At 45.5% G+C, this 23151-nt stretch carries 13 protein-coding genes; 8 read left to right on the top strand and 5 right to left on the bottom strand.

The window, feature by feature from the left end:
* Positions 1-82 precede the first annotated feature (82 nt).
* Together Y697_RS11615 and Y697_RS11610 are read right to left on the bottom strand one after the other, a co-directional pair.
* Positions 83-2980: an exodeoxyribonuclease V subunit beta gene (locus Y697_RS11615; protein ID WP_121551766.1), complete on the bottom strand. Its 2898-nt coding sequence runs from the start codon at positions 2978-2980 to the stop codon at positions 83-85.
* A complete protein-coding gene (locus Y697_RS11610) occupies positions 2973-6065 on the bottom strand; it encodes a PD-(D/E)XK nuclease family protein (RefSeq protein ID WP_183083800.1) in 3093 nt (1030 codons plus the stop codon). The genes Y697_RS11615 and Y697_RS11610 overlap by 8 nt, the downstream gene beginning before the upstream one ends.
* 489 nt (positions 6066-6554) lie before the next feature.
* Here Y697_RS11610 and Y697_RS11605 point away from each other — a divergent pair, with 489 nt between their 5' ends.
* From Y697_RS11605 to Y697_RS11580, 6 genes are all read left to right on the top strand, one after another.
* Entirely contained in the window at positions 6555-8354 is a 1800-nt protein-coding gene (locus Y697_RS11605) for a class I SAM-dependent DNA methyltransferase (RefSeq protein WP_121551764.1), read from the top strand.
* 663 nt (positions 8355-9017) lie between these two features.
* Positions 9018-10682 carry a formylglycine-generating enzyme family protein gene (locus tag Y697_RS15020; RefSeq protein ID WP_259462533.1) on the top strand — a complete coding sequence of 555 codons (1665 nt, stop codon included), beginning with the start codon at positions 9018-9020 and terminating at the stop codon, positions 10680-10682.
* Positions 10682-12547, top strand: a complete 1866-nt coding sequence (locus tag Y697_RS11595) for a class I SAM-dependent DNA methyltransferase (protein ID WP_121551763.1) — start codon at positions 10682-10684, stop codon at positions 12545-12547. The genes Y697_RS15020 and Y697_RS11595 overlap by 1 nt, the downstream gene beginning before the upstream one ends.
* The gene (locus tag Y697_RS11590) at positions 12540-13298 is read left to right on the top strand and encodes a hypothetical protein (RefSeq protein WP_121551762.1); all 759 of its coding nucleotides are present in this window, start codon (positions 12540-12542) and stop codon (positions 13296-13298) included. The genes Y697_RS11595 and Y697_RS11590 overlap by 8 nt, the downstream gene beginning before the upstream one ends.
* A gap of 314 nt (positions 13299-13612) precedes the next feature.
* The gene (locus Y697_RS11585; protein WP_183083799.1) at positions 13613-15571 is read left to right on the top strand and encodes a leucine-rich repeat domain-containing protein; all 1959 of its coding nucleotides are present in this window, start codon (positions 13613-13615) and stop codon (positions 15569-15571) included.
* 230 nt (positions 15572-15801) lie between these two features.
* Positions 15802-16419, top strand: coding sequence for a tetratricopeptide repeat protein (locus tag Y697_RS11580; RefSeq protein WP_121551760.1), 618 nt, complete (start codon positions 15802-15804; stop codon positions 16417-16419).
* Between the two features lie 8 nt (positions 16420-16427).
* Here Y697_RS11580 and Y697_RS11575 read toward each other — a convergent pair whose 3' ends face one another.
* Positions 16428-17891 carry a hypothetical protein gene (locus Y697_RS11575; protein ID WP_121551759.1) on the bottom strand — a complete coding sequence of 488 codons (1464 nt, stop codon included), beginning with the start codon at positions 17889-17891 and terminating at the stop codon, positions 16428-16430.
* Positions 17892-17978: 87 nt separating this feature from the next.
* Here Y697_RS11575 and Y697_RS11570 point away from each other — a divergent pair, with 87 nt between their 5' ends.
* Both Y697_RS11570 and Y697_RS11565 read left to right on the top strand, forming a co-directional pair.
* A complete protein-coding gene (locus tag Y697_RS11570; RefSeq protein ID WP_121551758.1) occupies positions 17979-18797 on the top strand; it encodes a hypothetical protein in 819 nt (272 codons plus the stop codon).
* A 651-nt stretch (positions 18798-19448) separates the two neighbouring features.
* Positions 19449-20099, top strand: a complete 651-nt coding sequence (locus Y697_RS11565; RefSeq protein ID WP_121551757.1) for a hypothetical protein — start codon at positions 19449-19451, stop codon at positions 20097-20099.
* A 354-nt stretch (positions 20100-20453) separates the two neighbouring features.
* Here the strand turns inward: Y697_RS11565 and Y697_RS11560 are convergent, their stop codons facing one another.
* Positions 20454-21497, bottom strand: a complete 1044-nt coding sequence (locus tag Y697_RS11560; RefSeq protein WP_121551756.1) for a hypothetical protein — start codon at positions 21495-21497, stop codon at positions 20454-20456.
* The gene (locus tag Y697_RS11555) at positions 21497-23104 is read right to left on the bottom strand and encodes a DUF3696 domain-containing protein (protein WP_121551755.1); all 1608 of its coding nucleotides are present in this window, start codon (positions 23102-23104) and stop codon (positions 21497-21499) included. Before Y697_RS11555 ends, Y697_RS11560 begins: the two co-directional genes overlap by 1 nt.
* Between the last annotated feature and the right edge of the window lie 47 nt (positions 23105-23151).

Genomic DNA, 23151 nt, shown 5'->3' with positions numbered 1-23151 from the left:
TAGACGGAGACTCACTGCGCAGGCAATAAAGCCCTCCGTCATCAAGTCCGTTCCATACAGCAAAGCCAATCAGAGACTGTTTTCAGTTTTCTTCTGTTTGATGGGTCACATGGTTTTCGAGTCTGATTTCGAAGTCGCGAGTGTTTTGGAGAGTCACGGTCTCCGTATCCCCGTCTTTGAGATACAGAATAGTCGCCGAAACAGGGTCGAGAGAATTCTTCAGAAGATACAGGTAGAACTCCATCTGGAACTTGTATCTCTCAAGCATGTCAGCTCTCTTTTCGGCCAGCTTGAAGTCAACGATCTTCCAGCCTTCAGATGTCTTGTAGAGTTTGTCGATTACGCCCGCCAGTATGAACTTGTCGAAGGCTCTCTCAAAGCGCACTTCGCTTCTGCAAACCTCTGAGTCCTCGATTTCGCGAATTATCTCGTGATGGCCAAGCTCCTTCAGTTGCTCCAGGATCTCCTTTGCCCTTTCAGGGGCCGCCGACTCTCTTAGAAGTTCAGGATCGCTCAGGATCTCATTCAGTCTCTTTCCCTTTGGTCTTCCAGCGGGGTTTCCGAGCTGCTCGAAGATCCTGTGAACGTACAGCCCTTCGGCCGTTGAGGAACGTGAAGTTCTTTCGATACTGTCAAGTTCCAGAATCTCTGTCTGTTTGTCATCGAAGTCGAGCGTAGTGGGTGAGACTATTCTCCTGAATTTGAGATGATCGAAGCGCTTCATGTAACCGTTATCGGGCTCTTCCCACGGGGTTTCTTCACGTCGAATTTCCGCGCCTTCAATGATAGCCGGGGCCTTCACAAAAGTAGCCAGGTCCTCGAGCTCATCTTCCAGCTGCCCGGTTTCATCGTTGTAAAGGCCAATCACTATCTGAGGAAGCCAGCCGATAGCCGTATCGTCTCTCTTCTTTTTCAGATCCTTCTCCATGGCCTCTTTGTCGACATTCATTACAAGTATTTCCCTGGGTCTTGTAAGCGCAACATAGAGGGTTCTCTTCTCTTCTTCGACCTGTTTTCTCAGATCTGCTCTATACACCATGTCTAGGTCGTCCGTCGTCAGTTCCTTGCTGTAAAGAGTGAAGCCTTTCGAAGCTGTGTCGAAAAGCATTGAAGGGGTCTCTTTCCTCGGATTCTCCGTCATCTCGGCAACGATCACAACGGGAAATTCCAGCCCCTTTGCCTGGTGGACTGTCATTATCTTCACGCTGTCGCTCTTCTCGTTCTCCAGGGCCGCTTCACCCTCGTCTGCCTCTTCGGAATACAATTCAATGTTCTTCGAAAACTCCCTCAAACTTATCCCGAGAGAGTCGAGCTCCTTGGATATTTGAAGGAATTTAATTACGTTGGCCAGACACTGCTCGGGCATTGCAAGGAGCGTCATCTTCGGAAGGTAGTCCGTCTCTCCGACGAAGGAGTCGAGAATCTCTCCCGGCTTAAGTAGTCTCGCAAGGCGCGAATACCTTGTTATGATCGTGCGAAGATCGACGAAGGATTTGTCTTCGCTCCTCATAATGCAATCATAGAAGTGACTGTATTTCTCCTTGAGTCTCGCCGCATCCTGAAGCGTGCCTCCCCATGCTGGAGAAAGGAAGAACGACAGGAAGGCCCTGTCGTCTGCGGGATTGCCGAGAAAACTTACGAATGCTATAAGTCCGGCTATCTCGGGCCGCTGGAAGAACTTTCTAGAGCCCACCGTATAGTAAGGAATCCGATTTGCTTCAAGCGCCTCCTGATACTTTTCAACGTTCTTGAACTTCCTGAGGAGTATGGCTATATCTCCTGGCCGTATCTTGCGCGTTACAACAGATTTTCCCTCTCTGAAATCGAGCTCCTCATCCAGAAGCGAACGTATATGAGCAGCGATGGGTCCTGCGTGGTCTTTATCTTTGCTTTCAAGTATTCTTAACCGCTTTTCTCTCCTGTCACCGTGAGGCTCAAGGGCCTCCACATTCTTGCCGTACCTCGACGCAAATGCCTCAAGCGTTGGGTTGCTCATCACTTTCTTGAAGAATATGTTGTGGAACTTCACAATCTCCGGGTGCGACCTGTATGATTTTCCGAGAGTGTCCGTGGCGTCGTCGCTTTCTTCGAATTTCCTTCTTGTCAGATTGAAGATCTCGACATTCGCTCCCCTGAACCGGTAAATCGACTGCTTGTCGTCCCCTACAAAAAGCACCTTCACATTTCCCGAAGCCGTCAACTTACTGATAATCTCCGCCTGAAGCTCGTCCGTATCCTGGAACTCGTCTACTAGAATGTACTTGAACCTCTTGGAATATTCATCTGCTATCTTGGGATTGTCGTTCAGCATCTTCCTTGTCTCTTCCAGCAACTGCTCGAAGTCGAGCTGAGCCTTCTTCAATGTCAGTTCCTCGTATTCCTTGTTTAGCTTCTTGAATGCTTCGTGGCAGACAGCTGTCGCTCTGGAGATCTTCTCGGCGTTCTCTTCCTTATCTTTGTTTTCAATGGGGCTGTAGAGATACATGTTGTGTCTCTGTTTGGAGAGGCAGTCCTCAAGAATCTTGTAAGTCTTGTCCAGGCCGTAGATGTCTATCATTTCATCCAGAGAATCGAGATTGCGCGAGAAGAACCTTCCAAGGGCCTGAAGTTCGAGTATCTTCTTCGTTCCCGTAATAATAGAAAATCCAGGATCCAGATCGGAACTCGTATTCAGAATAGACTCCCTGAGTATTCTCGCGCAGAAGGAGTGGATAGTCGAGATCCAGGCGTGCATGACCCTTGAATTGATTTCTTTCCATCTTTTCCGCTCGCCTTCGCTGGCAGCTTTATCTATTTGTTCCAGTATCGCCTTCGCCACTCTCTCCTTCATCTCCGCAGCGGCCTTTTCAGTGAAGGTAATCGCCAGGATGTTTTCGATGCCCAGCTTTTCGTCGGAGCGAAGAATTCCCATGTATTCCTCCACCAGCCTGTATGTCTTGCCGGTGCCTGCAGAAGCGGAGATGAATGTGTTTTTATTCATCGCTTGGCCCGCCTTTTTGTCTCCACTTCAGAATGTTGAAGATTCCTTCGTTTTCGCACCTGTAGCAATTAGATGCTTTTCCTTTCCAGGTTTCGATGGAGAAATCGCCCGACTGGACGCTTTTGATTATCTCTTCAACGGCTCTGACAAACTCATCGTCCGAAATCTTTCCCTTTTCGGCAGTCTCGCAAATCTTGAATTTCAGTTTGCCGTCGAACTTCCACTTTCTTTCACCCGAAGAGTAATCGATCGAAAAATTGTTGGCTTTATTCTTACCCTTTATGAGCCTGAATTCTCCCCCGCTCACCACTTTGTTCTCTTCCGAGAAGGCGTTTTCGACTGCCATCGAATAGAGTATAAGCTGTTCGGCCATCGCTGATCCCAGACTTTTGCCGCTCTTGTAGTCGATGACAAATAGCGTACCATCTTCACAAGTGTCGATCCTGTCTACGATTCCGTGTACACAAATCTCGGGGGTCAGCTTCAGCGGGCCGTAATCGGATGTATCGAACCCAAAGGAGAGCTCCGTACGGAATACAGTCCTTCCGGCACTGGTCTCCTCCGATTGATCGTAATCCATATATTCTGTAAGTATCTTCAACATCTGATCGTAGCGCCTTTTGAAGAGCGCCTTGTTTATGCCGCCAGAAAACCTCCGGAGATTCTTCTCGAGGCTCTCATCTAGCGCGACGCCACTTCCGAGGTGATCGCTGAGAACGGCATGAAAAACGCTTCCCGCATCCATGGGAGAAAGCTCTAGTATCTCCTCCGGAACAGGCTGCAACCCAAGCACATAGTTCAAGAAATACTTGAATTTGCACTTGCAGTAGGTCCCGACCGTAGAGAAGCTAATACATTTCTCCGTCAGCTCCTCGGCTGCTTTCACGCCGGGGACCTTGAAGGAAAAGTCGTTTGTGATCGAGCTCAGGTTCTTCTCCAGAGTGGAGACTGTTTCCGAGTTTTTATGTTTCTCCCATTCCTCGGGGTTCTCCTTGAACAGACTGGCTATCGAAAGCCTGTAATCCGCCGGGCTCATAGCCTCCGACGGCACGGACACGAGATCGGTGCGCTTGCCTTCTACGCGGCCGTGGGGTTTGGGCTCAGATTTGCCGAATGCCCCAAGAACCGATCCTTCGTAAGGAGACTTCATCAGCACGTTCCCATCGACCGTGGAGTTCGAGAAAGTTATGCAGAGCCTCTCCTGTGCACCGCTCATCGCCAGAAAAAGGCCCAGTTTCTGCCTGTTCTCCTGAATGCCCAGAATGTCCTTGGCTCTGGGCTCGGAGTACTGCGCGCCCGCATAGAGTGGATTGAGAGACAAAACGGGGTAATTTCCCTCGTTGAATCCCATGAAGTACTTGACCTTCTTCGAAGTGTAACGAGAGTCGATCAGTGAGAGGACTTCGACTCCACCCCCCATATTGGCCTCGCCCCGCAGATCCTCGCCTTCCAGATACTTCATGAGAGACTTGTGGTATTTTTCTGGATCGTACTCGGTGATTTCCATAGCTTCAAGAATCCCGGCGTGTGAAGGAACGGCTCTTTGAATGAACTGTTCGACGCAGGCAATGTTTTCAGATACCAATGTCTTTTCCTTGTTTCCCGTAAGCTCTTTTAGTCCAAGTTTCTCTTCACAGACTCGGAAGAAGGCTTCATATTTCGAAAGAGGCATCGACACATTTCTATCAATGCTATTCAGAAGTGAAAAGACCCTCTTGACAGCGGGTTTGGCAGCATACTCTATGAACCGTATCTCTTCTTTTATCTCCTGGATTTGGGACAGAGCAGAGAAGTCCTCGTCAAGATCGTCTTTGGAGGCTAGGCTTTCAGATTTTGCACCGAGAAAACGTTTGTAAGTCTCTAGCTTCTCCAGCCATGCCTTCTTTGCATCCTCTGTCGTGGCTCCAGACATTTCGAACTGCAGACCGGCCGATGCCATTACTTTCTCGAAAAGAACGGAATCTATCGTACCGCCACCGTAGCCGGCATCTATCATTTCGAGGATTCCCCAAGGCTCGAAAGAATCGGATACCACTTCAAGCGGCAGTAGAAGGGTCTGGATGCTCTTCGATTCGAGCAAGGAAACCGAATTCTTGCTCACTACAGGGATCCCGAAGTCGTTCAGCGATTTCTTCAATACCCTCCAGTAATCCTGATTCGGTATTACAATCTCTATCTCCTCCGGCTTCAGTTCTCCCTTCGCTATCGCTCTCTTTACTTCCCTGGCGACGAAGTCGACCTCTCCGTACAGATCGTTGCACTCGACAATCTCAGCGTTTTCACACCCGGTGTCATTGAACTCTTCCCGATCCGAAAAGAGAATCCCATTCACTTTTGTAAGTGGGCCGATTTCGCTCCGATCAACATTTATCTTGTCGAAGCCGATGCCCTCGAAGAGAGCTGAAATGGTTTGACTCTCCCTGAACAGATTTTTTCTATCACTATCTCCAGGACATGAGAGATAAACCTCGTCGAAACAACGCATAATATTCTTCAGAAAAGCCCTGGTTGCCGGACTGAAATCGTAGAAACCGTCTATGAACAGAGTCTTTCCGAAAGCGCCTCTTTCGAGATCGGTTTGCACTGCCGCCAGCCTCATGGCATCGTATGAATCGAAAAGCTTGCCTTCTTTAAAGTGTTCTTGAAGCTCTGCGTAGACTTTCTTCAGAACCTCGGGAACGACGTCTTCTCTCCCGAAGGCGGTCTCGAAATTTCCGAGATTCTCCTTCAAGACTACGATGGCTTCATGAAAGTAGCTCGTGGCCTTTTCTGAAGGATAGTACTTCTTGACCTTTTCGAAGGCCTTCGCGATCTCTATTCTTTCGCCTCTTTCGGGAACGGCTCTGAGATCCGGGAACATCTCCCTAACCATTTTCATGGCAAGAGATCTCTCAGTACTGAACTGTCCGGCGGCGATCGAAAGCCCCCTCTTCACCAAGGAATCTTTCACCGTTCGCAGAAAGAAAGAAGATGGTCCTACGAAGAGAAAGGAGAAGGGATCTCCGCTGTAGCTTTCCTGGATCTTCTGCAGCAAGCAATCGCTTCTTCTTCTGCCTTCTTTTCCACAGACAAGAACACCTTTCAAGAACTGCCCCCTAAATAAAGATCTTAACTTTACTACCATTGTACAGTTTTTGATAACGTAAACAATGCGTATCTCACTCCTGATATAATTAATTTAATAGTCTTGCCGTTACGTCCAGCAACTTTATTCATTGTCGTCACTCACCCGAATATATTCTTGTGCGAAGGAAGGCTTGCGGTAGTTGAATCGTATTGCATTTCCAGAGTCATCAGAGAAGGTTATCCTCCGTGAGGTTCCGAGATTGATTCTCGGCGAAACTCTCTATTCACATATAGTGAAAATGCTTTTTTCATCGATCTATCGGTCAAGCGCGAGCAATCGGCTGCTCCGGTGGCTGTCGCCTATGGCTAAGTCTGCGAAGATATGAACAGTGAGATTTCAGGAGGTGAAGAACGGGGAAACATGTTAAGGGAGATTCCATGGAACGCAGGTTAAAACAGTCAGAGCAAGACAACCTGATTGAACTAAAAATGAAAAAGGGGGCTTGGAATGGATCTAGTAAGTTTTGCAGAGAACTTTATCTATCTCCTATTCAAATTGCGAGAAGAAGACCGAAGCCTTTCGGAGAGGGCCATAGAGTACTTCTGGACGAACATGTTGCTCAGAAAGAACTCGTTTCGAGAGAACTACTTCGATGTCTTCGAAGAGTTCGCTCTTTTCGGCAAGAGTGGAATTGAAAGGGCGGTGCTGATAGAGAAGGCGTTGAAGGAGATAATCAGCAGGTATCCCCGGTTCAGATTCATCGATTATGAAGGCAAGTATTTGTGGATCTTCAGCGAAGGTCCCGAGCTACTTCAAAAGACATGCGCTTACGTCGACTCGTTCGTCGATCAATTGGCGATGAAGGATATCTTCGACAAGAGCGGCTCTCTGTACGAGGCTCTGCTCTCGGTATCCATGGAATCCGATTTGCTTGAAGGAGGTTCGGATGCTCCCCCGCAGGTGATCGATTCAATGGTAGAACTGCTAGATGTCCGGCATGGAATGAGCATATACGATCCATCAACGGGCTTCGGCAGGACCCTTTACGGTATCTTCAAGAACAATACCCTCGAAAACCTCGAATACGCCGGCCTGGAGGCAGACCCATACAGACACAGTATCGGAAAGATAGCTTTGATTCTACTCGGATTGAACGCCGTGAATATGAAGCAGGGAGACCCGCTAACCAGGCCGGAAGACTATTCGCTCCTGTCGAATTCTCAGTACGACAGGGTGATACTCGAGCCGCCATCCAGCGAGAAGCTTCTCTCTTACAGAATCAAGACGGGGTATCTGACAAGAGGCATTCTGGAGGTATCTAAGGTTCCCGGAAGCCAGTGGAGCTACATTAAACACGGAATCGAATGTCTTAAGCCAACGGGGAAAATGGTAAGCCTTATAGAGACAAGAGCACTTGAAAACCCGATCTGTGAGATAGTCGACAACGACTGGCTGGAAGCCGTAATAGAGCTTCCCATCGGTAGGGGAAACTTCCTTCGAAGAGAGACAAGCATTCTCGTAATAAACAAATCCAAACCCACTCAAAGGAAGGAAAAAGTGCTGCTTGTGGTTCCCGAATCGGAAAGGCAGATCGACTGGTTCGACATACGGAACCCGATCGATTGGCCATCGAGATTCACAGAGCAGTACAGGGGATGGCTCTCGGAACCGAATCGAAGCGGCATTGTCTCGATTCAGACTATAACTGCAAACGGGTACACCCTGAGACCGCGAGACTATGCTATATCTGCGGGTATGCCCAGAAGAAAGAAAGTGAGTTTTGAAGAACTCATCAACGCCCCAATGATAGAGCTTAAAGAGATTGGGGAGTTCATTATTGGCAGGAATCCAGATAGAGTCGGTTACGGCCCTGAGCACGGCCTGAACTCGGAGACACCGCTTCATGGCAAGATGAAATCGGGCAGAATCTATATCCTGGAGAGAGTGTCGACCGATTCGGAAGGCGTCATAGATTTATATCGCTCGGCGAGTCAACTCAGGACACCGTTGGAGGTCACAGAATCCGGGATCCTTAGAAAGTCTGACATCGTTATCTCTGTCTGGTCGGGAGAAGAGAGCGTAGGTATTTTCGGAGATATCCTTGACGATGAGACGGTGATTCTTTCGAGAGATCACGTAGTACTGAGAGTAAGGGAAGAGTATGATGCTCTTGAAGTCTTGAGAGTCCTTCGTAGTGACTACGGAAAACATTTGATCCATAAGGCGAAGGCAGACATGTTCTTTGGTGGCATGTCGTTTGACGCATTGGAAGAGATGAGGATACCGGCTATTTTTGGGAGTAAGTAACGAATTGACAGAGACTCTTCCGTAAACACGCCCGCCAAACTTGGGGAAGAATCGATCGGCCCCGGACTTGACAGCTCTAGCATTGCGAGACTGTTCGAGATCTACGAGGGCCGTCTCTTTCGGGCGAGATAGACGAGTCAACGGATTCATCCCTCAATTATGTAAGTGTTTCGTAATGAATAGATGATTATTATAGATATAACGCCGTAACTTACTGGCATGAACTTTACTGTATAATTAACTTAGTTATTCTAGACAATTCGAATCAACAGGATGTGAATTAACTCCGCTACTCAAAAACCGTTTAATTGAGGTCTCCAAGGTAGATCAAATCCTATCGAATCAATTGCTTATGTCGAATCCAGAAACCACGGACACCATAGTATCCTTAAGTCGACTTTCAGAATCCAAATCCCACACGGACATTTCTGTTCTCCGTTGTATCCAGCCGGTGCAATCTTTCTTGTAGCTTTTTAAGCATCGGACAGTCCGAACAGCACTATCACTCAGCTCCACAGAATATCAACTCATAAGACTTTCTCCCGTTTCCGATCCAGTGACAATCCCATTGTGCGGTTGTAGTGAGGTCAGATAAGCCAATAGACCCGTTTAACGGGTAGCGATTTCGATCGCGGAATATCATAAGGAGGAGTGGTCAGTTTGATGACGGAACTACCGTCAATGGAAATGCCGGAATGGATCAGAAACCCAGGGGAGTTCGACATAAGGAACATTCTGCAGGACTCTCTCTGCTACCTTGCCAGCGGCCTTCACGGCCATTTTGTCAAATACTACATGGGAAACGTTTACAGCTTCGTGTACATCGACTACTTCATAAGCCGAGAAGATCTGCTGCAGGATATGGCCGAGTACGGGTTCACAGGTTACAGTGTGATCCGACAAGAATCGATAGACCCCTACAGACTCCATCGGGGTGGATGGGACGCGCTTACGTGGTATTACCGCGAGGACGATCCGCGAGGAGAGAGGCGGTTCGACCACTTCCGTGGAGACCGCGAAAGAGGTTACTTCGCAGGATATCTAGACATTCTGAATCCTTCGTGGAAGAAGGTCCTGCCGGATGAGCGAGATGGCAACCCTAACTCGGAGCGTAGAATCCAGAAAGAGCCCTTCGCCGAATGGTTCATCTTAGAGAGGACCGAAGAGTACGACGAGACGCACAATCCGAAACGCTTCTCCTTCTTCTTTCTCAACACCGAGGCGGTAGCGGCCTACCAGGCCCTGTATCTCGCAAATCGGATGGCTCCAAAAATCATCGTAATCCCGCAATACGGCTTCGGCTTGAACTGGACAGAATTCGCCCTCAGAGAGAAGATCCTCGCCAGGACGATATTCTACCGCGACAATCCCCTGCCTGAATACATAGTCGGTATGTCAGGTTTTACTGAACCCTGGCCAGAATACACGAACAGGGTGAAGAAGTACTTCAACGGGTATAATTTCTGCGTGACTATCTGGAGGTACTCGGGAGACCCCGCAAGGCTCAATCCACCTGTTTCCGAGCAGAGAGGGAACCATCAGCAGGAAACATCTGAAAACGATCTCGTCTTTGTCGAGAACGGCGAGTTCGAGATGAGCGAGGTAGGGAGAATACGAGATATTGCCGAAGGTAATACCCTCTATGTGATGCTTACCTATGATTTCTATATCGGCAGATACACCGTCACGTGTCAGGAGTACTCGAGGTTCTGCAGGGAAACGGGCGCAGAAGAACCCGTGGATGAAGAATCCCCGAACGGCACAAAACCGGTTACGAATGTGAAATGGTTAGACGCCATCTCCTACTGCAACTGGTTGAGCGAAAAGGAAGGCCTGCCCCCGGCGTACGATGAATTGGGAAAGCTGCTTGATTGCGACGGCTCACACACGACCGACTTAAGAAGAGTTGCCGGCTACAGGTTGCCTACCGAGGCAGAATGGGAATACGCGGCCAGGGGAGGTAACAAGAGCAGAGATTATATCTTCGCCGGAAGTAACGACGTCGATGAGGTCGCCTGGTATATTGAAAACTCATCCGACAGAACTCGAGAGGTCGGGTTGAAGAGCCCGAACGAACTCGGACTTTACGATATGTCCGGCAACGTCTGGGAACTGTGCAGCGACAACAGCGACAGATACTCGGAGGGACTGGAGATAAACCCGTATGGGGAAACCGGTGTGTTCAAAATCCTTCGTGGCGGAAGCGTACGTGAAGACCGTGAAGAAGTAACGATTTCGGCTCGTGATTTCACAGGGGAGCGTTACACAAACTCATCTATAGGCTTCCGCGTAGCGAAGACAGTGCTGGTCGACGGGGGAGAGCAGTGATGGACTTTCCGGGCAGCGTGCAGAACTTCATGTATCTTCTTTCCAAACTCGGTCAACAAAACAAGATGCTCTCGGAAAAGGCGATCGAGTACTTCTGGAGCTCCCTGTTGTTGAAGAAACTCTCACAGAACGTACAATTCAGTGGCGTCTTCTGGAGGTTCGTGTTCTTCGGAAAGAGCGGGAAGGAACGGGCCGATCTCATTGAGAGCGCGATATCCGAGCTCATCGTCGAGCACCCGGAATTTGCTTTCATGGACTTCAAAGGAGAATTGGGCGAGGCGTTCAAAGAAGACTCGCCCCTCTTCTACAGAACCTGCGCTTACGCCGACGGCATGATCGACGGACTCTCCATCAGGGACATAGATCTTTTGATAGGCCCCTTCTACACGGGAATGTTCTCATTTGCGATCGACTCCAATCTTCTCTATTCTGACATGATAGTGCCGATGGAAATACTTGATATGATGGTCGATCTGCTCGAAATCGAACCGGGAATGACCGTTTACGACCCCGCTTTCGGCTACGGACGTGCCTTCTACACAATCTTCAGGAGAGAAGGCTTCGACTACACTTCCTTCGCCGGACTTGAAATCGACCCTAGGAAATGGCGACTCACAAAGATTATCCTTTCCCTTGTCGGGATAGACGTCTCGAAGCTCGTAAGGGGCGATTCCCTCGTGAAACCGACGAAAGAGACTCTCTATGTGGAAGAACAGTACGACAGGGTGATTATCGAGCCACCAACAGGCGAGCGCATGGTATTGCAGGAGTTGAAGACTGATTTCTTCCTCCGAAACATTCTAAATATCTCGTCCGGTCTCATAAGCCAATGGGACTTCATTAACCATGGAATTCGCTCGATGAAGGATGACGGCAAGCTCGTGACGCTGATTACGAGAGGAGAGCTGAGAGAAGGAAATAAGGAAATAATAGACAACGACTGGCTTGAAGCAGTAATACAACTCCCCCTTGGAGCCGTTCACGGCGGAAACGACGACTGCTGTTTGCTGGTCCTTAACAAGGCGAAGCCCGTCGGCAGGAAAGGTCAGGTCTTCATGTCGGTATCCAAGAGCGACGGCAGAGAGCCTTTCTGCTTCGAAGTGAGAGAGGAGAATCTTCTGCTTAGTTCAGTAATGAGAAACTTCAGGGACTGGAGAGGCGAAAGCGGAGTATGCGCGCTGGTCCCGATAGATACGATAAAGAATAGCGGCTATTCCCTGGTGCCTGGCGACTACTCGATAATCCCCGTGAAGAAAGATCAGCTGCCCGATGATTACGAAATCTTCCTGACTTCCCCGACCGTCGAGCTGGATTCCATCGGTGAGTTCCTCGAATCACACAGATACTTGCGGAAGTCGAAGAATGCCGACCTTCCCGAAGGTCATGAGCCAGATGAAAAAGAGTATAAAGGCAAGATCTACAAGTACCCTCGCTTGGAGGTCGATGAGAAGGGCATCGTTCAGCTGGTCTCTCTAAAGGAGCATGCCGGAGAACTCACAAAAGCGGCTGAGAAATCCCTTCTACGAAAGAACGACATCATCTTCAACAGAAGAGACGACATAACGACCATAGGGCTGGTAACCGACATCCCTTCAGACGCGTCGATACTGCCCTCAGGCAATCACATAGTCTTTAGAGTCTCCGGCGAATACGATCCTGTAAAGGTCTTCAACATTCTAAGGAGCGACTACGGCCAGTTTCTCATTGGAGAAGCCACAAAGCACCTTTTCATGGAGTTTCTGCCCTTGCACGCAATTCAGGCCATGAGGCTTCCGGTCGAGGCAATCAAGGCCGACAGACCTCAACAGAGCGGATCGCAGGACAGAAGAATTTCGACAGACGAAGGGAGTGATTCCGATGTTTGAAGAAGTGACGAAGGCCGAAATGCCCGAATGGATAAAGAATCCCGCGGAATTCGACATTCATGACGTGTTGAAAGACTCTCTGTATTACCCGGCCTGCGGCCACGACGGCCATCCGGTCGAGTACTTTATGGGAAATGTCTATAGTTTCGTATATGTCGACTACTCCATAAGCAGGAAGAACTTGCTCGAAGAGATCGCCAACAAGGGATTCAGGGGATACAGAGTTATCCGCCAGCTTCCAATAAGTGAGAGCCAGCTAGCGCCGAACGGCTGGAGGATCAGGGTCACCCCAAACCGTGCCGAATACCACCGCCCCGACCATTATTCGGATGTCTTCGAGAAGCCCTTCGCCGAATGGTTCATATTCGAGAGAACCGAAGAGTACGGTGAAGACCATAATCCGTCCAGGTTCTCGCTACTTTTCATATGCGCGGACGGCGCCGCGGCTTATCAGGCGCTTTATCTAGAGAACAGGATGGCTCCTAAGATCCTGGCCATAATCCAGCCAGGGGAAGCCTTCGGCTGTAACTGGACCGACTTCACCAGAAGATGGCAGATAATGGCCCGGTCGGTCTTCTACGGGACCAACCCTCTGCCCGAATATGTCATAAACGGAGGCATAGGCCGCAGCGAATTCTACAGAGCGCCCATCTGGCCGGAATACTCAGAGTTTGTCAAGAAATTCAACATCGGTGCAAAGTACTTCAGGATCTGGAAGAGGTCGGTACGGGTTGAAAAGAGATCGGAATGAGTCAGGTCGAGTTGACAATAATTGATGTAGATGCCAAATTAAAACAAAGAAAGCAATTCAGAATGAAACATGCTTCGCCTGCTTACAGCATGGGAGAGAGTGTGAAAATTGGAGTCTGACCCTGTCTGTTTTCGGCGAACTGGTTTTCAATGTTCCATTAAGTTCAAGCCAAAACTTACTTGTCGCAGTTTTGACAAACTACTATGACTGAACAACTCAGAGTGCTATAATTTGATTGTAAGATATACGCAATCTTCACTAAACATGTTGACTTTCTCGTTTCCTGCTCAAGTTCCGTAATGGGGGGCATATTGATGAAAAGAGTATCAGTGTGGGTAATCACTTTCGTTTTGATCTTAGTGTTTTCATCCTGTATCCCATCCAATCTAGCGCCCATATTGCTCAAAGTTGGGGGCCTTCAAGGTATCATTCAAGTATCGACGAATTCTCTTGAATGGATAGGTACCGATGCTGATGGCGTTATTGCCAGATACGAGTACAGGAAAGACGGTGGAACCTGGCAAAATCATGGTAGCAATACTTCTTATGTTTGGGAAGATTATTCTGAGTCTTCGCACACATTTGAAGCGAGAGCAATAGATGATAAGGGCGCAATATCTAATGTGCTGATGTGGAGCTTTGTTTATGATCCACCGAACATAATTCCAAAGGTAATCAAAGAAGGCGGATTTGAGGGCCAAATATCGAACTGGACCAACGCTTTCTCATGGTCTGCAAGTGATGTCGATGGGCACATTGTAAAGTGTGAACGGCGCAAAGATGGAGGATCATGGACTGTCAATGAGTCGGAATCCCAGTATGTCTGGAGTGGTTATTCCCAGGGAAGCCATACCTTTCAAATAAGGGTTCAAGACAATGAAGGAGACTATTCTGAACCTATTACATGGACTTTCGAGTATGATGGGAGTCAAGACGACTTTGAGGTACATTTTGAAGATTCGGTTCTTGAGCAAGCGGTTAGAGAGGAAATTGATAAACTTAGTGGGCAACTATACTGGAGCGATGTTAAGGAAATTGATGGACTCGGGGTCTATGATTTGGGAGTTAGAAGCCTTGATGGCATTGAGAACTTGACCGCAGTGACGGCTCTAAATCTTGGGAAGAATGAAATTGTTGATATCTATCCTCTTTCGGGTCTTTCTAATCTTACGTGGCTTAGTTTGTTCACAAACAAGATCAAAGATATCTCTCCTCTGGCTAACCTGACAAATCTGAGGGATTTATATTTCGACAAGAATGAAGTGGAGGATATTTCTGCTTTGGAGGGTCTGGTTAATCTCGATGATTTGAGATTTTCTAGCAATGAGGTTCAAGATATATCTGTTGTGGAGCAAATGACTTATCTGCGACGTCTGGAATGTCCACGCAACGAGATATCCGACATTTCTGCGATCGAGAATCTGATTCACCTTGAGACATTGGTGATTGACAATAATGACATTGTCGATTTATCTCCTCTGCGTAAACTAACAAACTTATGGAACCTGAATGTGTGCTGCAACAGAATCAAAGATGTTTCAGCTCTAAAGAATCTTATCAACCTGAATTGGTTGAATTTCAGTGTTAATGAAGTCACCGACATTTCTGCCCTTTCGTTTCTGAAGAAGCTCACCTTACTGCAGTTCACATCTAATCAAGTGATTGATATATCGCCTCTTTCGGAGCTAACACTACTAGATTCTCTTTCTTTTGGTTCAAATGAAGTGAGCGATATTTCTTGTCTCTCAGGCCTAAGCAATCTAACGTTTTTGACTCTCTCTTTGAATAACGTTAGCAACATCTCATCGCTTTTAGGGCTGACAAAGCTGAACTTCCTGAGTTTTGATTCCAATGAAGTAAGCGACATTTCTTATCTCTCAAATCAAGTTTCTCTGGAGACTCTCCATTTGAAGAACAATCAAGTGAGTGACATTTCTTGTCTGGAAGGGTTGACTAACTTGAAATGGCTAGATTTTGAACACAACAATGTGAGCGACATTACGGCACTTAATAATGTACCGCATTTGGAGGGCATTAACTTCAGTTTCAACAAAGTTAGTGATATCTCTTCGCTCCAGGGGCTTAACAACTTGAAATCTTTGGACTTCATATTCAACGAAGTCTCTGATATCTCAGCGCTGGTCAACAATCCTGATTTCGGTCTGGGAGACTATGTTGACATGCGATGGAACATGCTTGATCTCACGCCTGGTTCTGATGATATGCAGGACATTGAGACTCTCATCGCTCGGGGTGTAGAAGTGAACTATTGAATAGCAAAGAAGGATAATTCTGCCACCGGATTATGCCTATAATAAATGAAGGTGAGGAACTCTTTTTCTTGGTAAGAGACCAGAAAACTAGTGGAATGTGCCGGAAGAAAGCCCTAGCACTTTCTTGACGCAACTATCCGTGGAAATTTAGATCTCGTTAGTGCTCATCAGCAAGAAAGAAATCAGGCTCGTTAACAAGACAATGTTTGTGTTGATAGGAGGAAAACATCTTGAATGGAAAGCGCGTGCTACTAGAAAGAATTCTCGGTAAGGGTACTAAGAGCAGAGAAGAAGATGAAATGGGCCTGGAACCAGAAAAGATGGAAAGAATACTCTCAGAAGTACTAGCTAAAAAATCAGCTGACTTCACGTTGCCTGATTCCAAGGAGTCAAAAGAGAAACTTAGGCGTTCAATTTCTTCGGCCCAAGAAGTAACTAGAGTTGATGCAATACGCGGAAGCTCATTGAAGTTAGATCCTCTAAATGAATTGCACTACTATGTTAGGGGAGTCGACTACATGATGGACAATCTCGATTATGCGGTTCAAGACTTCACAAGAGCCATACAGATAAACGACACATTTGCTCTAGCGTATTTTGCTCGCGGAAACGTGTATATAATGCTGCTCGAATATGAAAAGGCAGCAAGAGACCTAGAAAAGGCGATTTCACTATATCCCAATTTGCAATGGGCTTACATAGATCTTGCATATGTTTATACAAGACAGGGCAATAGAGATTTGTCTCAGAAGTGTATTGATCAGCTCTTTGAAAAGACTCTTGGCGATGATTTCTCCATAGCTGAAAACGATCCATTATGGGGATATCCTTTTATAGGGACGTGGTAATTATTGGGTCAAGAAATACCCATTACTCTGCAGATCTCCGATTTTATTAGATAGGGGTTACTGTTATTCACCAATACGAGATCATTTATGCGGCTTTTCAACCAATAGTAGACTGCATGACTCGCCCTCTGTGTATTGAGAATGGTTACATCGGATCTCTTCAAGTTCGTGGAAGGGGGTTCAAAAGGGCTATAGATCTCGACTATCACATTGTATCTTAGCAATGCAGTATGTAGCTCTTTTTCTGCGCCGAAATAGTTTACATATACAGGGCGGGAAAAGACGAATTCTCTGAGGTTTTTGCTCATAGTTTCTTTCAACTTCAACAATTCATCACTAGTGAGCTTGAGTATATCTTCTTTGAATTGAAGACTTCTAGTCAGTTCTTCTCTTTCGCGTTCGAGAGCATCCAGGGTGTTCATAAGTGTGCTACGCGCATCTTTGAAAGTTTCCAAATCGGTGTTTCTGTTTCTAAGTCTGTTGATCTTTTGCTTTTCCTTTAGAAGCTGCCCGCTAAGCTCGTCAAGCTGCAACCGGATTTTGTTTGCTTCCTGATTTGCCGATTTCTGAATGTTCTCTTTCTCGGCCTGTAATACGCTTACTACTGGCTTAAGGCTTGTGAGTTCTAGGTTTGTCTTTAGTGTGCTCATGAACGCGGGTAGAATTACCAGTATAGTTTTCAGTGAACGAGAGCTTATACTGTATTTGCTTTCATCAGTTCTCGTTGCACCAAGCATAGCCAGTGCACTCTTCCCAATTGCTACATTGTCAATACTCTCTTCGCCAAAAATCATTTTTGCGTATTTGTTCAGCAAACTTACACTCTCTTCTCCAAGCAGGGCTTCAACAAAGCTTGCAACGTCCGCATCAAAATCACCGTACACTTCTTTTGCGTTCTTATACACGGATGAATCAGAGTTTTCAAGAGCTTTATCTTGCATTAACTGGTCCCAGAGAATGTTCAGAATCTCCAAAGAACTGGAGTCACCGAAACAGTATTCAAGAAGCTTATAGCCAGTGTAAGTTGTATTGTTAGTGGACGAATCCCTTGAGTTGAGTTCTGCCCACCGAGAAGGAGTTGTTAGTTGATATGATGGTCGGCTCGATGTGTAGGATAAATAAAATTCGGCGATGAGCGCATCGAGCACACTTTCGATTTGAATGTCGTAAGGCAATCCATCACCAATGATGTCAACTAGCAGTCTTCTGATTACTGAAGCGATAAGAGCTCTTACACGAGTAATGTCAGAAAGCAACTCATCATCAAGAGTCCTGTCCATATAAGGATTGTTGATGATTTCATTTCTAAGGCGTTGGACATGAGTCAGGTTAACTGTGTTGTATAACTCGTAGATCACATTTGAAAACACCCTATCCAGCATCTCATCTGAAATCTCATTATCTAAATCCGTAGAACGGTTGAGGAGATCTTCCAATAGATCAGCAAGTCTGTTAAAAAAATCTCTTTTCATCATCGATACTCCCGCAGCACATGTTTTTTAATACATCCTTAATATGATAACATTATGTATAAAACATATTGGGTTGGTGTAGCTGACATGAAAATGTGGTTTGGAGACAAGCATCACAAGAACCCCTTTGATGCAAAAGAAGGAAGTAAAGACTACGAGGACGCTAAAGCGAAAATTGCTAAAGAATACGGAAAATTCATCGAGAATCTTGACAAATCCTACACTGGTTTTCTTATAAATCCGGATGAATTTCGCGAACAGATTACAACTAAGTCCCCGGATTTCAGGAGGTTCAGTTTTCTTCCAAACTCCTTCAGAACGTGCGTTTTGGCAAGTGTGCTCAGCGAGCTTACTTTTGAAAACATCTTGTTGGATCTAGAATGGTCTGCTGCTGCTTTGGAGAGGTTATGCAAATGTCTTTCCCGGGAAGGGGATCATGTGCTAGCGGGAATAGGATTTGACATATACTTTGAAATCCTTCTCAAACTCATTCAGATCAAAGAATATTCCGATCCGCAGATTTACAAGGAAGATTGTAGAACTTTGGATGTCGGTATGAAGGAAAATTTTAAGTATAGAGGATACTGGCCGGATAATACCCTTAACAGATTCAGAAGGTATTTTGACCAGATGTTTGATGAATATGATATTAGCCCCCATTCTATGACTAGCTGCTTGTATATCAACAACCTAGCGAGAATTCATTTTGGCAGTAAGTTCGATGAACCACTCGACTTTCTCGAGAGATTTTTTTGCAGTGGTGTTGATTTGTTTGAGACTTGGACTATCGGAAGAGAATACAGGCTTCAGTGTTATTTTTGTTCTATTGATAGAGAAAACGATCCTTTCGGTAGATTTTCTGAAGAGTTTGAAGACTATAAGAAGTGGAGATTGGAGAAGGGATAACGGACCATCTTTGTAGAAGCATTAATGGAAAAACAGTGCAAGAACCGAAGTCTGATCAGAAATCAAAGAACTACTTGTTGCCAAAGTTCAGTTGATTAAAAGAGAGACTTTCATTGGCAACAGAGAATTCAGACAAAGACTATCAGACAAGACAAGAAACAGAAATTCTCAACATGGAGTATCATTAATGTACACAGCACGCAGTAGATCTCTAAGAAACAAATAGGATCCAGTCCTATTGTGATTCTAGTTAAGTTGCAGTGCTATTCGTGAATCTGTACGTCGATGGCATTATCTTCGCTTCTTACCTCGTACCGTTTTTCAGGCTTCACGTAAACATTTACTGACTGATGGCTTGTCGAAAACGAGTTGTCCTCGAGATAAGTTTTACTTCCGAGTATCAGTTCTTCTATTATTGGGGCTTGTTGTTCAGTCAATCTGGTTTGACTTTTGCAGAGCACCTGATTTGGGCTTGGGAGATTGTATTGACATACCACGGAACATGATTATATCACGCCCAGTTCTGATTAGATGCAGAACATAGAGGCTCTCATTGCTAGGGACAAACATGGTTCTGCATAATAATATAGAATTAATGTATATGGGTTAATTCAGGTACGCACATCATGAAGAAAGGAGGTGGCCCCAAGGTTGGATATTCATGAATTTATCCCGATGGACGAAAAAGAGTATCCCGTTTGTTTCAAAGGCCCTTTTGTGGACGTTGTGTTGATCCACAAATTATCATTGTTGTATGAGAATGTCACACTCACGATTATTAAAGATCTGAGAGGCTATTTCTTTCTCGGAGGGTTAGCTGATAAAGAGAGTCCTTTGCTATCAAAGATTTGTAAATTGCCAAAGATGCTTGGAAGAAAGGCAGAGTCGCTTCTGGAAAAAATCCGCGATGGGTATGATTACATAGAGACTATGAGGAGAAGAAGGACTGAGAGAGAAAAAATGCTGGACTATGATTGGGACTTCTACATGGGAAGCGACGATCATTGGCACTACGATGACAGGCTTCCCAGTCTTGAAGCTTTTGCTGCAGAAGAAGAAGAGTATGACAAAGCGTTTAATCTTGATCTAATCGAAAGATACATCTGTTTCAGGGAAATACTGCAATACTTCAATCCAGTTTTAGTTGAAGCTATTCGCAGGAAAACAACTTCAGATAAGGACAATGCAAAGATACCGCCCGCTCTTTTGTACAAGATCAGTGAAAGGGTTCTTGGCGACGACTATTTGCCGAATATTAAACACTTCAGATTCATTGAACTCAGGTCGAGAGTTATTATTTAGGCAAGAGCTAAACTTTATTTCAGTTGGTTATAAGAGAATGGCACCAGATTGTTTGCTCAGCAATCTCAATGTAGGGGTGCTTCATATTAGAGTTGATCCTTTCTTGAGAGAACTAGTTTCAAGTAGAGTTGCTCTTGTTTAGGTGTTTTTCCTGTCATGCAAAATGGTTAATCATCTCTTACTAAGTAGAAATTGAGGTTCAAGATAACACTATAACAGCGTATATAATGAACGAGATTCCTATTTCTGTATTTGCCATTTCGCATGAATGATAGGCTAGTTTTCTTGGCAAACAGCAACCGCTCAATCAATAGCTGATTGTTTGCAACGAATTGAATATGCAACAATAAACGATTACCTACTCTGTCGCGAGTAACATCTGTTTTTGGCTGTACAAACTAGTTCCTTGAATGAGTCAGGCAATTTGCTTTCAAGATGCCATTTCTTCTCATCAGGAGAAAACACAGCTACTTTCAAGGTGCGCTTCCCGTGAAGCCCATCATTGAGCTCCTCAAGATGTCTTAACAAGTTGATTACCCTTTGGGAGTTCCAAACTAGCAATGTTGTTTCGGATGTATTTGTAAGACCGAAGCCTCCATCCGATTTCATTATCACTTGCGTAGTTATCAGGAATCGTTCGTGAAGATGCAAGTACTCTTTGCTTTCGAAAGTACTTGTTGGGATAAGTATAGAGACAGGGAAATCAAAATCATTTCTGAAAGATACTACTTTCTTGTCCAAGTCTCTCAGAAGTTCTTGGAGTTTATTTCTATCTTCTGAGGTGCCAGGAAAAGTAGCAATTATGAATATCATGGGATCATTTGGATTTGAGGCTTTGTCGACTTTGAGATTCTTGGACAGCCATTCAAGCGTATCAAAGCAATTCGCATTCTTTTTCTTAGAATCCCAAGCTTTGTCAAGAATCGCAAGATTGATGTATCTGTCCACCACGGCAATTTTGTCTGTATTTGTAACTGCACGCTCGATTTGGGTCCAAAGCCGTTTGTTGCCGACTACATCTGCATGATTCGTTATGTCCCATTGAACATGATAGTACTTCAAGGAGTTGTGTCTGTCGTTGCTTATTTCATTCATGTCGAGTGATGTCAAGTGCAGCGAGTCATAGACTAGCCCCGTGTTTCTCAGTCCGTCAAGAAATCCCAGAATCTTTTCGTAAAAGGCCACTTTCTTAACATCTTTTCTAGCCTTTGATTCCTTGTGAAGTCTCCTGATTTCGTCCGCAAGAATAGCCAATTTACTTCTCTCCATTGGACAACTGTTTCTTATCATATCCACAAGCAACATGTAGAGTTTCTCGGGATTTTTCTCTATGTTCGCTACATCAGTTGAAAGCCTCACAAATGGCCAAAAGAACTCATCTATGCTAAGGTTAATCATTACAGTAACTCCTCTAGTCTCTCTTCGAAGAAGCCTTCTGGCCATAATTTCGTGAAGTCACCCTCTTCATCGAGTTTAATTTCGGTAATGGTAGATCTATTTCCTACTCGTTCAACATATAGGAATGTGATCATATCCTTCGAAATCCTCCCCTTGCGAACGAGTTTGCGCCACCTTAAAGCCATGCTTTCACTATGTGTTTCTACAATGACTCTTTCAACCGCTTTGCTCTGATCCAGGACTCTTTTACCAATATACTCGGCAAGATTGCCTTGCAGTCTTGGATGAAGATGGAGCTCCGGTTGCTGCAGCACGACCGCAGTGTTTTTCCCAATAGATAATTGAACAATAATGGGAACCACCTGGCTTATGCCCACACCCACATCTTTGAACGTGGTACTGAGTTTTGTTCGGCTTTGCTCAAGAGATACGAAGAAGAAGCGTTTGTTTTGATCACCAGGTATGATAGCGATGTCGTATGGAATGTCGAGATCTTCCAAAGCACTTTGAACGCTTTTTGCCAGGACAGGGTTTGATTCTAAAATTGCGAATGCATCTGATCCATCCAATCCGACATAATCCTCAGAAGAACGCTGCCTGCTTGGGGTTCTATCCAGAACTCTTCTAAACGGTCCGATGACACGCATTTGTTCTCTCGAGAAATATCGCAACTTATCAAAAAGATTGTGAACTATCGTGTCTGGTGTTAATTTGGAGTAAGGGCTAAATGACTCGCCAAAACAGAACTTGTTTATAGTCCATAAAAAACCAGAGTCCTCTGAAGCAGATTGGTCCCCTGAAGCATGTTCAGTTACCTGTTGTTCTGATTGTTCGTTATCCGATAAATGCTCATCAACAACTCCTTCATACTCGTCATAAAACCCGAATATCTCCTTTGTTGTAACAGGCCAGAAATATCGAACTGTCTTCAGGAAGTGTTCCTCTGCAACATTTAAGGGGTCAAACCCAGGTGTTTCCAATAAACCTAAGTCTTTCTTAGTTTCCCTCATTAATCCGCGAATAATACTATTAGGCGAATCAAGATCGTTTTTATCAAGCAACTCTTTCCACTTTGTCCACATGAAAGATGCAATTATTTCAAGGTATTTAGAGTTTTTGTCAACGAAATTTACCGAGGGACTGAACCCATAAGATCCGGAATGATCGCCGAAAAATGTCCCCTTTATTAGAGGTGTTTCCTCTTCATCGTAGAATACCTCAAACGAGAGACGTCGATGGCTGTTTTGCGAGGAAATAGTGAACTTGTCGAAATTTATATAGATTTCGAAAGGATCTGAACTCAAGGTACCGATTAAGCCTTCGTAGTTCTTATACTCGAATTCTGCACGAATGCCGAGTTTCATAGTTCGTGATGTATCATGCTCATAAACAATATTCTCGAAATCGAGATAATCTTCGAATGGTTCAGTAAAGGAATCCTGCGTAAACTCTTTAAGAAAAGCCTGTGATAGAAACAGCATTGCTTGGATGATAGAACTCTTTCCGGAACTATTTTGCCCGTAAATAGCAGTTATCGGAGCTAATGGGAGTTTCGTTCTTGTGGAATATCCCTTGAAGTTTTCAAAACAGAAATGGGTGATCTTCATGTGGTCGTTCCTCCAATGTGCTCAGATTGATGCGTGACAAGCTGTGT

This window comes from Mesotoga sp. BH458_6_3_2_1 (genome assembly GCF_003664995.1).
In the GTDB taxonomy this organism is placed as follows: domain Bacteria; phylum Thermotogota; class Thermotogae; order Petrotogales; family Kosmotogaceae; genus Mesotoga.
This window is presented reverse-complemented; position numbering and strand designations above follow the sequence as displayed.

Bases quoted from the DNA above. Each gene is read 5' to 3' on its own strand.
- Y697_RS15020 (WP_259462533.1), top strand. From the start codon at position 9,018: ATGACGGAACTACCGTCAATGGAAATGCCGGAATGGATCAGAAACCCA.
- Y697_RS11590 (WP_121551762.1), top strand. From the start codon at position 12,540: ATGTTTGAAGAAGTGACGAAGGCCGAAATGCCCGAATGGATAAAGAAT.
- Y697_RS11595 (WP_121551763.1), top strand. From the start codon at position 10,682: ATGGACTTTCCGGGCAGCGTGCAGAACTTCATGTATCTTCTTTCCAAA.
- Y697_RS11570 (WP_121551758.1), top strand. From the start codon at position 17,979: ATGAAAATGTGGTTTGGAGACAAGCATCACAAGAACCCCTTTGATGCA.
- Y697_RS11615 (WP_121551766.1), bottom strand. From the start codon at position 2,980: ATGAATAAAAACACATTCATCTCCGCTTCTGCAGGCACCGGCAAGACA.
- Y697_RS11585 (WP_183083799.1), top strand. From the start codon at position 13,613: ATGAAAAGAGTATCAGTGTGGGTAATCACTTTCGTTTTGATCTTAGTG.
- Y697_RS11555 (WP_121551755.1), bottom strand. From the start codon at position 23,104: ATGAAGATCACCCATTTCTGTTTTGAAAACTTCAAGGGATATTCCACA.
- Y697_RS11575 (WP_121551759.1), bottom strand. From the start codon at position 17,891: ATGAAAAGAGATTTTTTTAACAGACTTGCTGATCTATTGGAAGATCTC.
- Y697_RS11605 (WP_121551764.1), top strand. From the start codon at position 6,555: ATGGATCTAGTAAGTTTTGCAGAGAACTTTATCTATCTCCTATTCAAA.
- Y697_RS11560 (WP_121551756.1), bottom strand. From the start codon at position 21,497: ATGATTAACCTTAGCATAGATGAGTTCTTTTGGCCATTTGTGAGGCTT.